A 14914-nucleotide genomic window follows, 5' to 3' on the forward strand; every position below is an offset into this window, starting at 1 on the left:
GATTGCCGCTTCGCCAAGCCGCGCGGCTGGCCTACAGGGGCGCGGCCGACCCGAGCTTCCGGAGACATCATGACCACGCCGCACCGCGACGCCAACGCCCCCGCCGAGATCGTCTGGGCGGGTCGCTACATCGAGGTGAAAACCCAGGGGCAGTGGGAATTTGTCGCGCGTCGCGGCGGGATCCAGGCCGCGGTGATCGTCGCCATCGACGACGCCGACCGCGTGATTCTGGTGGAGCAGTATCGCGTCCCGCTCGGGCGCCGCTGCCTCGAACTGCCCGCCGGGCTGATCGGCGACGAGACCGAGGGCGAGGCGGTCGCCGCCGGCGCCGCGCGCGAACTGGAGGAGGAGACCGGCTATCGCGCCGGGCGGATCGAGGAGCTCGGTTTCTTCTATTCCTCGCCGGGGATGAACAGCGAGGGTTTCACCCTGGTGCGTGCGCACGACCTCACCAAGGTCGGGCCGGGCGGCGGCGAAGCGGACGAGGACATCGAGGTGCATCTCGTGCCACGCGCCGAGCTCGCGCGCTTCGTGCTCGCCAAGCGCACCGCGGGCGTGGCGATGGACGTCAAGATGCTGCTGCTGCTCGCCGATCCGCTGCTGGGTTGATTACGCGGCGTCCGCGGTGAGGTGACAGCGCGTAGGTGCTGACGAGGGGGCGCCCCGCAATCGCCCGGGCACGTCGCGGCCCGCCCCCTCCACCACCACGCTGCGCACCGTGCGCGCTCCCGCTAGCGGGAGGATCTGGGAACCGCCTGACCCACCGAAGGATTGTGTCCGTAATGAACGCCACTCCGCGCAAGGTCGGAATCCTGACCTTTCACCGCTGCATCAATTACGGCTCCTACTGGCAGGCGCGCTGCCTCACCGAAGGGTTGCGCGGGCTGGGCCATGACGCACAGCTGCTCGACCATCACAATGACGATGTCGCCCGCGCCGAGTGGCGCTGCTCGTTCCAGCCGACGCTGCCCGAGCGCACCCGCCGCACCGACCTGCCCGCCTACAAGACCAAGGGGCGCAAGTTCGTCGCCGCGTTCGACCGGCTGCCGCAGTCACCGCGCTTTCCGCTCTATCAGCCCGATGCGGGTGACTATGACGCGATCGTGGTCGGCAGCGACGAGGTGTGGAACTTCCGCCATCCCTGGTATGGCGGCGCCCCCATCTTCTTCGGCGAGGGGCTGAGCCCGCCGCGGCTCGTCTCCTATGCCGCCAGCTTCGGCAACCATGATGCCGCCGACGGCATCGCGGACGACTGGGCCGCCAAGCTGCGCCGCTTCACCGCGGTGTCGGTGCGCGACGCCAACTCGCGCGAGCTGGTCGAGTCGGCGCTGGGCGCGACGCCGCCGCTGGTGCTCGATCCGGTGCTCCAGTTCGGCGAGCGCGTCCACGCCGCCGCTCCCCCCGCCGCCAAGGGCGATTACGCGTTGGTCTACGGCCACGGCTTCCCCGACTGGCTCCAGCGGCAGATGCGCGACTGGAGCGCGCGCAGCGGGGTGAAGCTGGTCAGCATCGGCTATCGCAACGACTGGGCGCACGAGCAGGATATCGCCGCCGGCCCCGAGGAGTTCGCCCAGCGCGCCGCCGGTGCCCGCGCGCTGGTGACCAACTTCTTCCACGGCTGCGTCTTCGCGCTGAACAACCGCACGCCGTTCGTGACCGCGCCGTCGCCCTATCGCTTCAACAAGGTGCGCGACCTCGCCGCGGCGCTCGACGCGCGCCGCCATATCGTCGCGCCCGAGCAGGACGCGGCGGTGTATGACGCGCTGCTCGCCGCGCCGCCCGCCCCGGCGGTGTACGAGCGGATCGCGCAACTGCGCGCCGACTCGCTCGCCTATCTGCAGCACGCGCTTGGCTGAGGCGCTCGCGCCGCGCGACATCGTCCGCTCGGGGCTGTGCATCGGCTGCGGCGGCTGCGCGGCGGACGCGCCGGACGGCGCGATGGCGTGGGACCGCTACGGCACGTGGAAGCCCGCCGGCGCTTTCGCCGCCGCGCCGTCGGCCGAGTTCGCGCGGCGCTGCCCCTTCTCGCCGGACGCGCGCGACGAGGACGCGATCGCGGCCGAGCGCTTCCCCGCCGCGCCGCGCGCCACGCCGCTGCTCGGGCGGCACGAATCGACCTGGGTCGGGCATGCCGTCGCGGACGGCTGGCGTGCGGCGGGCAGCTCGGGCGGGATGGTGAGCTGGGTCGCCGCCGAGCTGCTGCGCACCGGCGCGGTCGATGCGGTGGCGCATGTCGCGCCGGTTGCGGCGCCGCAGGCGGACGGTCGCTACTTCGCGTACCGGCTGTCGCGCGACGCCGACGAGCTGCGCGCGGGTGCCAAGTCACGTTATTATCCGGTCGAGCTAGCCGCGGTGCTGCGCGAGATCCGCGCGACGCCGGGCCGCTACGCCATCGTCGCGGTGCCGTGCTTCGCCAAGATGATCCAGCTCGAGCGCGCGCGCGACCCGGTGCTGCGCGAGCGCGTGCCGCACGTGCTCGGGCTGTTCTGCGGCCACCAGAAAAGCGCGCGGCTGGTCGAGAGCTTCGCCTGGCAGCTCGAGACGCCGCTGCGGCGGGTGCGGGCCGTCGATTATCGCATCAAGGACGCGGACCGGCCGGCCAACTGGTATCGCGCGCACCTCACGCTCGACGATGGCAGCGCGCGCGCCGAGGACTGGTGGCACCTCGCCGACGGCGACTGGGGCGCGGGCTTCTTCCAGAACAGCGCGTGCGACATGTGCGACGACGTGGTCGCCGAGACCGCTGATGTCGCGTTCGGCGACGCCTGGGTCGAACCCTATTCGTCGGACGGACGCGGCACCAACGTGGTGATCGCGCGTACGCCGCTGATCGACTCGCTGCTGCGTGCCGCGGTGGCGGAGGGGCGACTCGCGCTCGAGGAGGTGGATGCCGCGTTCGTCGAGGGCACGCAGGCAGCGGGATTCCGCCATCGCCGCGAGGGACTGGCGTATCGGCTGACGTGGCGGCGCTGGCGCGGCGGCGTCGCGAAGCACAAGCGCGTCGCCCCCGCCGCCCGCGCGCTGCCGCTGCGCCGCCGGCTGGTATACCGCACCCGCGCCGCGATCGCGCGCTGGAGCCACCGGCTCGGCTGGCTCGCGGCGCAGACCGGCCGGCCCGGGCTGTACCTGCGCTGGGCGAGGCCGGTGCTGGCGGTGTACCGCGCGCTGGCCTGGTCGCATGGGCGGCTCGGCGGATGGATCGATCGCGTCCTTCCGGACGCGCGCGGGCGATAGAGCCTGCCTCACCCAAGCTGAACCGTGCGCCCGTGCATGCGGGTGCCCGGAGCCACAGGCGGTAAGGTTGTTGGTCCCGGGCTCCGGCATCCGCCGGAGCACGCTGGCGGTTCAGACGAGATGGATCAGACGTTAGAACAGCCCATCGTCGTCCACCGCCTCCGCCTCCACCATCGCCATGCCGGGCCGCAGGAAATCGCGGTGCACGTCGCGCTCCGCCGCCATCGTGTAGCTTGCGCCGACGCGCTCGAGCAGGTCGCACAGGCGACGCTCCGCCGGGTCGGACAGCGGCGCCTCCGCCACCCCGCCCTGCGCCGCGAGCTGCTCGGCGAGCGTCCCCAGCGTGCCGCCGATCCCGAGCGAGCACGCCAGCGCCGCGCCCGCCTGGTCAAGCGCCGCGATCAGCGCGCGCGCCTCGTCGCCGCCGGTATGGACGCCCTGTTCGCTCGCGGCGCAGCCGTGCCGGATCGTGGCCGCCGCGAGCGCCAGCCGATCGCCGGTCACCGCGCCCTCGTCGCGCTGTGCCGCCGCGAGCAGTTCGCCAGTCGTCGCGACGCGCGTGATCGCCGCAGTGATCTCCGCGGTGAGCTCGTCGAGCCGGCGCGCGCTGCCGCCGATCTCGACCGCCACCACCGCCACCGCCTTGCCCGTAGCGCCGAAGCGGCGGCACAGCAGCCGCATGTTGACCACGATGTCCTGCACGTCTCGGCAGATCAGCCGCAGCCCGGCGCAACGCTCGGCCAGCGCGGCGAGCGCCGTAGTGGTGAGCCCCACCAGCGCCGCCGCCTCGCGATCGGTTTCCGCCAGCCGCTCGGTGAGCGCGCGCACCGCAGCGACGTCGCGATCCAGTCCGGCAAGCATCACCCCGCCGCCGCGCTCCTGCCGCGCGATCAGCGCAAGCAGCTGCTGCGTCTCGCCACCGAGATCGCGCAGCGCGGTGACGAGACGATCCGCCCCCTGCGCGAACTCGGCGGTGAGCGCCCGCGTCTGCGCCGCGGCAAGCGCGCGCAGGTGCGCGCCGACCGCCACCGCCTCGCCAGCCCCCAGCTCGTCGCCCGCCGCATCCTCCGCCAGCGTCAGCATCGCGACAACATGGTCGATCCGTTGCCGCGTGCTGTCGCCGACCTGGATGGCGCCGAGCGCGCTGGCGACGCGGCGCTGGATCGCGCGCGCGATCGCGCCGGCCTGGTCCGCCGCGTCGCGCACGTCGGCGAGATAGGAGTCGAGCGTGGCGGCGTCGTGGTCGAGCCGGTCGGGCACCTCCGGCACCACCGCGACGCACTCCGCCGCCAGTCGCGTCGACGAGCCGGTACCGCGCGCGACACCGCCCGCCAACCCGCTGAGATCGCCCAGCATCTCGGCGAGCTGCTGGTCGCCGCCGCGCAGCCGCGCCAGCATGCCGTCGACAAAGGCGACGAACAGCGGCTCGCCGGACGCGGCGATCTTGATGTTGGGGCCGTAGATCGCGAGCAACCGCAGCGTGTCGCGCAGGTCGAGCACGCGCGCACGGATCGCCTTCAGCTCGGTGCCGACCGCGTCGAGGTCGGCGCTGCGCCGCGCCTGCGTCGCGGGCAAAGCGGTGAGCCGCCGCGCCACGGTGCGCAGGTCCGCGGTGGCGCGCGTCGCAGCCTCGGCATCGATCGCATGGGTGAGGCCGTCGACCTCGCCGATGACGCGCTGCACCGCGCTGACCGCGCGCGCGAGCCGCGCCCCGGCATCGACGAAGTCGCGCTCCAGATCGCCCGAAAGAGCGGCAAGCGCCGCCGCGGGCGCGGGCGCGGCGTCGGCGGCGGTCGGCGCGGGGACGACGTGGAACATCAGCCGTGCCTCACGCGGAGGGCACGAGCTTGCGGACGATCCGCAACAGTGCCTCGCCCTCCACCGGCTTGGTGAGCCAGCCCGTCGCCCCCGCCGCCTTCGCGACGTTGCGCATGTCCTGCGACGATTCAGTGGTGAGCAGCACGATCGGCAGGAATCCCAGCCCGGGCAGCTGGCGCGCCTCGCGCACCAGATCGATCCCGCTCATCGCGCCCATGTTGAGATCGGTGAGCATCATCGCCGGGCGCAGCCCGTCGCCCAGCAGCGCGAGCGCCTGCTCGCCGCTCTCGGCCTTGTGCACCGTCAGCGTGGTACCGGCCAGCATGATCTCGACGCTCATCAGCATCGAGGGGGAATCGTCGACGATCAGGATCGAGGCAGACATGGTAGCTCCGTTAGTTGTGAACAGGGGCCGTCGCGCCCGAGGCGCCGGCGAGCAGGGGAAGGAGGGGCGCCAGCTCGGGCATGATCGCGCTGCCGTGCAGCGGCGGGCGGAACGCCAGCAGCACCTGCACCAGCGCCGTGTGCATGCCGGTGCAGCGCGCCAGCGATACGCTTGCCTTGGGGTTGGCGGCGAGAAAGGCGAGAAGGTCGAGCGCCTCTTCCACCGCGCAGCGCTGCTCGAAATGCGCGCGGGCGCGGGTGTAGCGGATCGGCATCACAGCAGCTCCTTGAGGTCGAGGATCAGCAGCACGCGGCCGTCGCCCAGCAGCGTGGTGCCGCAATAGCCCGGCACGGCGGCGAGCAGCCCGTCCATGGGGGTGAGGATCACGTCCATTCCCTCGCGGAAATCATCGATCACCAGCCCGACGGTGTCCTCGTCGACGCGACAGACCAGCACTGCCTCGCCGCGCTCGTCCGCGGCGCGCGCGGTCGCCGCCGTGCCGAGCCGCTGCGCCATGCGCACCAGCGGCACGATTCGGTCGCGCAGCACGAACACCTCGTCGCGCCCGACGCGCTGGATCGCCTCGTCGCGCAGCCGCACGGTCTGGACGACATGGTCCATCGGGATGCCGTACAGGTCGCCTGCGATCTCGACGACCATCACGCGGGTCACCGCCATGCTGAGCGGCAGCGTCAGCCGGGTGGTGGTGCCCTGCCCGAGCTGCGACTGCACCGCGACGCGGCCACCGAGCTTCTGGACCGTGCTGAGCACCACGTCCATGCCGACGCCGCGCCCCGACAGGTCCGATACCTCGGACGCGGTGGAGAAGCCCGGGCGGTAGATCAGGTTGACCGCCTCCTGGTCGCTCAGCCGGTCGGCGGCGTCGCGCGAGACGAGCGCCTTGGCCACCGCCGCGTCACGGATCGCGGCGGGATCGATCCCGCGCCCGTCGTCGCTGACCTCGACCACGACGCTGTCGGTGTCCTGAAAGGCGCGCAGCCGCAACGTCGCCGCCGCTGGCTTGCCCGCCGCCACGCGGGTCGCCGCGGGCTCGATGCCGTGGTCGAGCGAGTTGCGCACGATGTGAAGCAAGGGATCGCCGAGCGCCTCGATGATCGTCTTGTCGGCAGCGGTGTCCTGACCATCGACCGCAAGCTCGACCTGCTTGTCGAGCCGGCGCGACAGGTCGCGCACCAGCCGCGGGAAGCGGTCGAAGATCTCCGCCACCGGCAGCATCCGCACCTGCATGATCGCGCCCTGCAATTCCTGCGTGAGCCGATCGATGATCGCATATTGCTCCTTGATCTCGCGCGCCATTTCGCGCGAGCCGTGAACCTCCTCGGCGCGCCGCGCGAGAAACGGCAGCGCATTCTTCGACACCACCAGCTCGCCGATCAGCGACATCAGCGCGTCGATCTTGGCCTGGTCGACCTTGAGCGTGCGCGGCAGCGCGGCGAGGTCGCCAGCAGGTCCGGCGGTCGCCGTCGCGCGTGGCACCGGCGGCGCGGCGACGGGCGGCGTCGGCGCGGCGAGCGGGTCGAGCGTCGCGAGAAAGGCGAGCAGCGGCGCGGCGTCCGCCGTCGCCGCGGCCTCGGCCTGGACCGTACGCCAGGCCTCGACCAGCAGATCGTGGCCGAGGCTCTCGAGCATGTTGCCGATCACCGTCGCGGTGGAGCGCAGCCGCACCGGGTCGTAACCGTGACGCGCCAGGATGCGCAACTGGGTCGCCACGAGCTGGCGCACCGGCGAGGCGGCGTCGTCGTCCGCGGCCGACGCGACGGTGGCAGTGGTCGCCGGCGCAACCGGCTCTTCGACGGCGGCGTCCGGCGGCGCGAACAGCCGCAGCGCGACGTCGTCGAGCTCATAGGTCATCGCCTGCTCGACCGCGGCGCGATCCGCGGTGGTGATGGCGGTGAGCCGCAGGTTGCAGTGATACGGGTCGAAGTCGGGGCCGGGCTGCCACGGCTCAAGCGGTGCGAGCGTGACGGCGAGCAGCCCGGGCAGCTGCTGGATTGCCGCGATCGGATCGGTGCCGGTGTAGAAACACCCCGCCACGGGTTCGTAGCGCACCACCAGCACCGCTTCGCCCGCGTCGCGCCGCGCGGCCGCTGCCGCCAGCGCACCGGGCTCGAACCCGCCCAGCCAGTCCGCCGGCGCGGGCAGCAGCGCGACGTCGGGCGCAGCGGCCAGGGCAGCACTCGTCGCCCCGCCGAGATGGGCGCGCAGCAGCGCCGCGCCATGCGCCGCGACGCGGTCGGCATCCTCGGCCAGGCGCCCCTCGCGCGCGAGCTGGTCCACGAAGGCGCTGACCTGGTCGAAACTGTCGAGCAGCTCGTCCACCACCTGCGCGTGGAGCGTGAACTCGCCCGCGCGCACCGCGGCGAGCAGATCCTCGCCGGCATGCACCAGCCGGGTCAGCGCGGGCGCGTCGAACAGCCCGGACGATCCCTTGAGCGTATGGACGGCGCGGAAGACCTCGTTGATCGCGCCGGCGTCGTCGGGCGCGCGCTCGAGCACCAGCAGCCCCGCGGCGGCGCCTTGCAGGAGCTCGCGCGCTTCCTCGACGAAGCGCGCCATCAGCAGGTCGCTCATGCCGCCACCCCCGTCAGCAGGAGCGCGACATGTCGCAGCGCCGCCGGGGCGGCAGGCTTGACCAGATACAGGTTGGCACCCGCGTCCAGCGCACGATCGGCGTCACCCGCGCCCGCCTCGGTGCTGATCGTGACGATCGGCACGCGCTGGCCGGCGGTGTCGGCGCGCAGCCGCTCGATCAGCGTATAGCCGTCCATCTTGGGCATGTTGACGTCGACGATCAGCAGATCGAACGGATCGACCAGGGCGCGTTCGAGCCCTTCCAGCCCGTTCGCGGCTTCCTCGACGCCGAATCCCGCCGCCTCCAGCACCGAGCGATAATAGAGGCGGGTGGTCATCCCGTCGTCGACGACGAGGATGCGCTTGGCGGTGGGTGCCGGCTTAGTCATGGTCGGCAGGCCTTTCGTACAGGATGGTGCCGCCGAACCGGCGCGGGGCGAACAACGGCGAGATGCGGCTCATGCTCTCGGAATGGCCGAGGCAGATCACGCCGCCCGGCCGCAGGCTGTCGTAGAGCGTCTCCACGGCCTGGCGGCGCGAGACCTCGTCGAAATAGATCAGCATGTTGCGGCAGAAGATGACGTCCATGTCGCGGTAGCGGCGCATCGCCATCGCGTCCGCCACGTTCACCTGGGTGAAGTCGATCGAACCGCGCAGCGCGTCACAGATGCGATAACCGTCGCCGTGCGGCTGGAAGTAGCGCGTGCGCAGCGCCGCGGGCAGGCGGTGGAGCGCGCGCTCGCCATAGACGCCCGCGCGCGCATCGGCGAGCGCGCGGCTGTCGATGTCCGAGCCGAGGATCTCGATGTCATAGGCATCCGCCTGCGGCCAATGCTCGAGGATCTGCATCGCGATCGAATAGGGTTCCTCCCCGGTCGAGCAGGGCAGCGACCAGATGCGGATCGGCTTGCCCGGCGCGCGCTCGCGCGCGATGGCGGGAAGGACGTGGCGCACCAGCGCGTCGAACTGATAGTCCTCGCGGTAGAAATACGTCTCGTTCACGGTCATCGCGTTGATGAGATTCTGCATCTCCGCACCGCCGGTTTCGAAGCGCAGCATGGTGAAATAGCTGCGGAAGCTGTCGAGCCCCGAGGCGGCGATCCGCTCCTGGAGGCGGCGCTCGGCGAAATAGGCCTTGTTGTCGCCGAACAGGATGCCGGTCTTGCGGTAGAAGAACTCGCAGAATTTCGCATAGTCCGGCGGCGTGATCGCGGCGGGGACATCGCCGCCGGGCACGGGTGCGGCAGTGATCGGCGCATGCATCATCATCGCCCGATCCGCTGCAGCGCCAGCTCCACCGCAAAGGCGATGAAGGGATCTTCCGGAAAGCGCGCCGGCAGCGCGACGAGCGCTGGCAGCGCACCGGCATCGCCGATCTCCGCCAGACCGTCGACCGCCGCGGCGCAGACGTTCGGATGTGCGTCGCCGAGCGCCTCGACCAGCCATGCCGCGGCGTGCGGGTGTGGCAGCACGCTCAGCAGGTTGGCGGTGAGGATGCGAAGGTCGCTGTCGGCGTCGCGCAGCAGCGCGGCGACGTGCGGGGCGACCTGGTCGGGCATCGCCGCCAGCCCTTCCAGCGCGGCGTTGCGCTGCGCCGGCGAGCCGTCGCGCAACAGCGACAGCAGCGCGGCAACGACCGCCGGCGCGGCACGGCGGATCAGCGCCGCCATCAGCGCCTCGCGCACGCTTGGTGCCGCTTCGACCGCGATCCGGGCGCAGAGCGGCGCCAGCCCGTCGTCATGGGCGTCAAGCGCGCGCACCGCGGCGCGGCGCTGGCTCGGCATCGGCGAATCGAGCCCCGCGATCAGCGCGGCGAGTGGCGGCGGCGCGATCTCGTCGGCCGGAGCGGAATGGGCTTGCGCCTTGATCAGTGGCACGCGGCGGCTCCTGCGGCGAGAGGGGGGAACGAGCGGCGGCTTGGCGTGAGCCAGCGCGCGAGCTGCGGCGCGATGGCGCCACTGGCGAGGACGGTGCTCGCGCCCGCCCGGCGGATCAGTTCCTGCGGCATGCCAAACACCGCGGATGTCTCGGCATCCTGCGCGATCGTGCGCATGCCGCGGCGATGGCAGCGCGCCATCGCCTCCGCGCCGTCGTCGCCCATGCCGGTGAGCTGGATGCCGATCAGCCGCTCGGGCGCGACCTGCTCGGCGGCGCTGTCGACCAGCCGGGTCACGCTCGGGTGCCAGGCGTGCTGCTCGCTCGCGGGCACCGACAGGGCCACCAGTGCGCCGCCGCGTCGCGCCACCACCATGTCGGCGTCGCCGCGCGCGATATAGACGTGCCCGGGACGGAGCGGCGTGGTGGCACGCACCTCTTCCACGATGACGCTGCAGAGCTTGTCGAGCCGGCGCGCGAACACGCCGGTGAAGCTGCCCGGCATGTGCTGCGCCACCAGCACCGGCCATGGCAGGGTCGCGGGCAGCGCGGGGAGGATCGCCTCCAGCACCGCGGGGCCGCCGGTCGACACGCCGACGAGGATCAGTCCGTCCCCCTCGCCACACTCGGCCGGCACGACGGCGCGGCGCGGCGCGGCCCGCGCGGGCGCGGGCGCGGGAGGCGGTGGCGCCCCGCGGCGCTGCACCCTGGCCCGCGCTGCCATCCGCACCTTGGCGAGCAGCTGCGCCGATACCTCGTCGAGCGACAGTGAGATCGTGCCGCCCGGCTTCTGCACGAAGTCCACCGCGCCCAGGCTGAGCGCCTGGAGCGTTGGCTCGGCGGCGCGCTCGGTGATCGAGGAAACCATGACCACCGGACGCGGGCTGCCCACCATGATCCGCGACAGACAGGTGATCCCGTCCATCTCGGGCATGTTGACGTCGAGCGTCACCACCTGCGGATCGAACGCCTCGACCAGGACGAGCGCCTCCACGCCATTGCGCGCGGTGCGGACGTCATAGCCCTCCTGCTCGAACAGCTGCGCGAGCTGGCGGCGCATGAGCGCCGAATCGTCGACGATGAGGAGACGGGTCATGGCGGTCAGGCGGCGGTGAGCGGTTGCAGCGCCGCTTCCTCGGACGCGTCGACCAGGCAGTCGACGTCGAGGAGCTGGATCATGCGCTGTTGCGCGGTGAGGTTGGCGATGCCGCGCACCACCTTGGCGCGTTCCCCCGCGAGCGCGGGCGCCTGCGCGATCGCCGCCGCCGGGATCCGTCCGACCTCGGACACGCTGTCGACGATGAAGCCAATCTGCTGTTGGCGCACGGTATAGACCATGATGCGCTGCCGGTCCGAGCGCGCGGTCTCGGCCAGGCCGAAACGGCGGCGCTGGTCGATCACGGGGAGCACGGTACCCCGCAGATTGATCACGCCCTCGATGAAGCTCGGCGTCCGCGGCACATAGGTGAGCTGCTCGGGAACGCGGACGATCTCCTGCACCGCCTCGACCGGCACGCCATATTCCTCGCCCATCAGGCGGAAGATCACATATTGCGACTCCTCGCCGCGCGCGTCGCTCATCACCGTCTCTCCTTCCCGATCCTGCTCGACTGTCCCGCCCGTCGCATCGCCGCCGGCGTGCCAGGTGGCGAGCTCGGCCGGATCGAACATCGCCTCGGCCGACAGCACCGAGACCAGCCGCCGCCCGCCATCGAGCCGGCAGATCGCCCGGATATCGCGTCGTCCCGCCTGGCCGCGCGCGAGCGTCGCGGGCAGCGGCTCCACCGCAGCGCGATCGACGCGCAGCACCGCGTTGACCTTGTCCATCACCACCCCGACCGACGTCGCCGCCCCGTCCCTGCCGGCAAGCGACACCACCACCACCTTGTTGGTCTCGGTCCGCGCCGCGGGAGCGAGCCCGAAGAGCGCGCGCAACGACACCAGCGGCAGCAGCCGGTCGCGTAATGTGGTGACGCCGAGCACGTGCGCGGGCACGCCGGGCACCTGGGTGATCGCCGCGGGAAGCTGGACGATCTCCTGCACCTCCGCGATCGGGAAAGCATATTCCTGACCGTCCACCTCGAAGCTGACGAGCTGGTCTTCGTCCGCGACGGTCAGCGCCGCGTCGGCTTCCGGGGGGGCACGCCCCGGCGCCGCGGCCGCCTCACGCACCGCCGCGTCGATCGCGGCGAAGGTCCGCCCGATCGCGGCGGCAACGTCGAGGATCATGATCACGCCGCCGCCGGCCTCGTCCTTGATCATCCCGGTCAGCAGCGCGTCATCGACCGCGGCATTGAGCCGCTCGGCCGGCTCGATCCGCGCGCGCTCGACCGAGACGACGTTGGCGACGCGATCGACCATTAGCCCGACCGGATGGCCGTGATCGAGCACCACCACGCGGCTGGCCTCGTCGACCAGCACCGCGGGCAGTCCCGAGATGCTGCGCAGGTCGAGCACGGGCAGCACCGTGCCGCGCAGATTGGCGAGCCCGAGCAGCGCCGCCGGGCTGAGCGGCATGCGCACCACCTCGGGCACGCGGATGATCTCCTTCACCCGCGCGAGCGGCACGGCGAAGCGCTCGCCCGCGCTGTGGAAGATCACGAACTGGCAGAGATCGGCGCGCGCGTCGCTCCCCACCGGCGGCCTGTCATCGGCCGCGCTGTTGATTGCATCGGTCATGCGATGGTCCTTCCCTGAGGAGCGCTCAGGCGGCCTGCAGCTCGTCCGCCAGCGATGCGATCTCCTCGATCGCGGCGGCGAGCTGCTCGGCCCCGCGCGACTGCTCGCGCGCGGCGTTGCTCGCCTCGCTCGAGGTGCGCATCGCCTGCTGCGCCGCGGTGGCGATCTGGTCGACCGCGCCGCTGGTCTCGCTCAGCGCGCGCATGATCTCGTCCGCGGCGTTGGTGATGGCATGGTTGCCGCGGATCACCGCCCCCACGTCGGTGGCGATCTTCTCCAGCCCGGCGGAGATGACGCCGCCTTTCTCCACCTCGGCCGCGGCGGTGTCCGCAATCTCCTGGAGATCGGTGCGCACCACGCCGATCGTGTCCTGGATGGTCTTTACCGTGTCCTTGATGCGCTCGGCATTCTCCGCCGAGTCGCGCGCGAGGTTGCGGATGTCGGTGGAGACCACCGCGAAGCCCTTGCCGAACTCGCCCGCGCGCGCCGCCTCGACCGAGCCGCTGACCGCCAGCATGTTGGTCTGGATCGACACGGTGGTGATCGCATCGATGATCTTGTCGATGCGGCGGCTGACCTGCTCCAGCGCGGCGATCTGGTCGCGGCTGTTGCGCCCCGCGCTCACCGCCTCGGCGACGCCCTCGAGCATCGCGTCGACCAGCCGCTTGTTCTCCTGGAGCAGCTCGCCGACCTGCGCCCCGCGCTCGGCGCCAAGCGCGGTCTGCTCCGACGCGGTCTTGGCGGTGCTGGAGAGCTGCGTGATCGCGGCGGAGGATTGCTGCGTGGCGGCAGCGGCCTGCTGCGCGCCGCGGTTGATCTGCTCCAGCGCGGTCGACACCTGCGTCGAGGCGCGGCTGATCTCCTCCACCGCGCTCGACAATTCCTCCGCCGCCGAGGCGACCTCCTCCGCGCTCTTGGTGATGTTGCTGCTGTTCTTCAGTTCCTCGGCGAGCTGGCCAAGCTCGTGCGCGGCCTGCTCGCTCTGCGCTAGCGCGCCGGCCTGCTGCTCGATCGTGTGGCTCGTTTCCTGGCAGGCGGCGCTCTGCTCCTCGGCCGCGGCGGCGATGATCTCGGCTCCCTTGAGCGCCTCGTTGGCGGCCTGCACCGCCACCTCGGCGTCGGTGGCGATCGCGGTGCAGCCGGTCATGATCACGGCCATGTCGTCGCGGATGCGATCGAGCCCGGCGACGATCACGACGCCCTTCTCGGTCTCGCCGCGGGTCGACGTGGCCGACCGGCCGATCCCCTCCGCCACGACGCGGACATCCTGCTGCACCTGCGCGATCAGTTCCTGGATGTCGCGCGCCGACTTTTCGCTGGTTTCGGCCAGCGTGCGCACCTCGTCCGCGACCACCGCGAAGCCCTTGCCGTGCTGCCCCGCGCGTGCCGCCTCGATCGCGGCGTTGAGCGCGAGCAGGTTGGTCTGGTCGGCGATATGCGCGACCGCCTTCACCACCTCGCCGATCGCGCTGGCCTGGCGGTCGAGCTCCTCGACCAGCTCGACCGACGCCGCCTGACGATCCGCCGCGCGCCCGACCGCGTCGATCGAGGCGTTGACGCTGGCGCTGGTCCCGGCGACCAGATCGGACAATGTCTGCGTCAGCGTGGCGGACTCATCGGCGCGGCGGCGCATATCGCGCAGCATGTCGCTGGCGCTGGTCATCGCCTTCATCGTCTGCTGCGCCGCGGCCGACGCCTGTTCGGCGCCGACGCTGATCTGGTCGGCGGCGCGGCGCAGTTCCTCGGCGGCGGACGACGCCTCGGCGATGCCGCTCGACAGCTCGGCGGTGGCGGAGGCGAGCCGCTCGGACCCCTTCTGCTGGCGCGCGTAGGTGCGCGCTTTGCGCTTTTCCGCCTCGGCGGTGAGCCGCACATTGCTGGCGAGCAGCGCGGCGGTCTGTGGCGCCTCACGGCTGTCGGTAGCGGACGAGGCGATTCGGCTGGTCTTGGTAAGAGCCATCAGATGCTCCAAATGTCTAGGAGCCACCTCTTTCTACCGTAAACCGTATACACTAGCTTAATCGATTGCACATCACTGATTTAATCACGTTTTTCAACAGATGTTGAGTTAGTTTCGATAGTCTACCAACTTCCCTTCATCAAAGTTAACTGTGTTTTACTGCGGTTTTACACAGGAATGGCGCCCCTTTGCAGACACATGATCTTCCTTCCTCGAGTCGCTGCTGGTCGGCGGCCTTGCCGCGCAGCTGCATCGTAGTGCGCAGGCGTCGGTCGCGGCGATTCGGCCGGTGGTATCTTTGGCGGCGCCGCGCGCGGTTACCATCGGCGCGGGTGCGCGAACTTCGGCACGCGGGCGTGCGGGCCGCCGCG

Annotated in this window: 13 protein-coding genes; 3 read left to right on the forward strand and 10 right to left on the reverse strand. The window is 71.5% G+C overall.

The window, feature by feature from the left end; all coding sequences use genetic code 11:
• Nucleotides 1–69 precede the first annotated feature (69 nt).
• The 3 genes from ACMGDM_RS06065 to ACMGDM_RS06075 all read left to right on the forward strand — a co-directional run bounded on the left by ACMGDM_RS06065 (nucleotide 70) and on the right by ACMGDM_RS06075 (nucleotide 3234).
• Complete coding sequence (locus ACMGDM_RS06065; RefSeq protein ID WP_436803197.1) at nucleotides 70–609, forward strand: NUDIX hydrolase; 540 nt, start codon at nucleotides 70–72, stop codon at nucleotides 607–609.
• Nucleotides 610–782: 173 nt separating this feature from the next.
• Nucleotides 783–1856 carry a polysaccharide pyruvyl transferase family protein gene (locus ACMGDM_RS06070; protein WP_436803198.1) on the forward strand — a complete coding sequence of 358 codons (1074 nt, stop codon included), beginning with the start codon at nucleotides 783–785 and terminating at the stop codon, nucleotides 1854–1856.
• Complete coding sequence (locus ACMGDM_RS06075) at nucleotides 1849–3234, forward strand: Coenzyme F420 hydrogenase/dehydrogenase, beta subunit C-terminal domain (protein WP_436803199.1); 1386 nt, start codon at nucleotides 1849–1851, stop codon at nucleotides 3232–3234. The genes ACMGDM_RS06070 and ACMGDM_RS06075 overlap by 8 nt, the downstream gene beginning before the upstream one ends.
• Nucleotides 3235–3366: 132 nt before the next feature.
• Here the strand turns inward: ACMGDM_RS06075 and ACMGDM_RS06080 are convergent, their stop codons facing one another.
• Genes ACMGDM_RS06080 through ACMGDM_RS06125 form a run of 10 tightly spaced genes read right to left on the reverse strand, consistent with a single transcriptional unit; the run spans nucleotide 3367 to nucleotide 14543 of the window.
• Nucleotides 3367–5052 (reverse strand): hypothetical protein, encoded by a 1686-nt coding sequence (locus ACMGDM_RS06080; protein WP_436803200.1) that lies wholly within the window; start codon nucleotides 5050–5052, stop codon nucleotides 3367–3369.
• A gap of 10 nt (nucleotides 5053–5062) precedes the next feature.
• On the reverse strand, nucleotides 5063–5437 hold the full coding sequence (locus ACMGDM_RS06085) for a response regulator (protein ID WP_436803201.1): 375 nt from the start codon (nucleotides 5435–5437) through the stop codon (nucleotides 5063–5065).
• A 10-nt stretch (nucleotides 5438–5447) separates the two neighbouring features.
• Nucleotides 5448–5711: a hypothetical protein gene (locus ACMGDM_RS06090; RefSeq protein ID WP_436803202.1), complete on the reverse strand. Its 264-nt coding sequence runs from the start codon at nucleotides 5709–5711 to the stop codon at nucleotides 5448–5450.
• The gene (locus ACMGDM_RS06095; RefSeq protein WP_436803203.1) at nucleotides 5711–8029 is read right to left on the reverse strand and encodes a chemotaxis protein CheA; all 2319 of its coding nucleotides are present in this window, start codon (nucleotides 8027–8029) and stop codon (nucleotides 5711–5713) included. Before ACMGDM_RS06095 ends, ACMGDM_RS06090 begins: the two co-directional genes overlap by 1 nt.
• Nucleotides 8026–8418 (reverse strand): response regulator, encoded by a 393-nt coding sequence (locus ACMGDM_RS06100; RefSeq protein WP_436803204.1) that lies wholly within the window; start codon nucleotides 8416–8418, stop codon nucleotides 8026–8028. Before ACMGDM_RS06100 ends, ACMGDM_RS06095 begins: the two co-directional genes overlap by 4 nt.
• Nucleotides 8411–9298, reverse strand: a complete 888-nt coding sequence (locus tag ACMGDM_RS06105) for a CheR family methyltransferase (protein WP_436803205.1) — start codon at nucleotides 9296–9298, stop codon at nucleotides 8411–8413. Before ACMGDM_RS06105 ends, ACMGDM_RS06100 begins: the two co-directional genes overlap by 8 nt.
• Complete coding sequence (locus ACMGDM_RS06110) at nucleotides 9295–9906, reverse strand: HEAT repeat domain-containing protein (protein WP_436803206.1); 612 nt, start codon at nucleotides 9904–9906, stop codon at nucleotides 9295–9297. Before ACMGDM_RS06110 ends, ACMGDM_RS06105 begins: the two co-directional genes overlap by 4 nt.
• Complete coding sequence (gene cheB, locus ACMGDM_RS06115) at nucleotides 9897–11000, reverse strand: chemotaxis-specific protein-glutamate methyltransferase CheB (protein WP_436803207.1); 1104 nt, start codon at nucleotides 10998–11000, stop codon at nucleotides 9897–9899. The genes ACMGDM_RS06110 and cheB overlap by 10 nt, the downstream gene beginning before the upstream one ends.
• A gap of 5 nt (nucleotides 11001–11005) precedes the next feature.
• Entirely contained in the window at nucleotides 11006–12583 is a 1578-nt protein-coding gene (locus tag ACMGDM_RS06120) for a chemotaxis protein CheW (RefSeq protein WP_436803208.1), read from the reverse strand.
• 25 nt (nucleotides 12584–12608) lie between these two features.
• Nucleotides 12609–14543 (reverse strand): methyl-accepting chemotaxis protein, encoded by a 1935-nt coding sequence (locus ACMGDM_RS06125; protein WP_436803209.1) that lies wholly within the window; start codon nucleotides 14541–14543, stop codon nucleotides 12609–12611.
• Nucleotides 14544–14914 lie beyond the last annotated feature (371 nt).

Origin of the sequence: Sphingomonas larreae, assembly GCF_051400595.1 — a bacterium.
In the GTDB taxonomy this organism is placed as follows: Bacteria; Pseudomonadota; Alphaproteobacteria; order Sphingomonadales; family Sphingomonadaceae; genus Sphingomonas.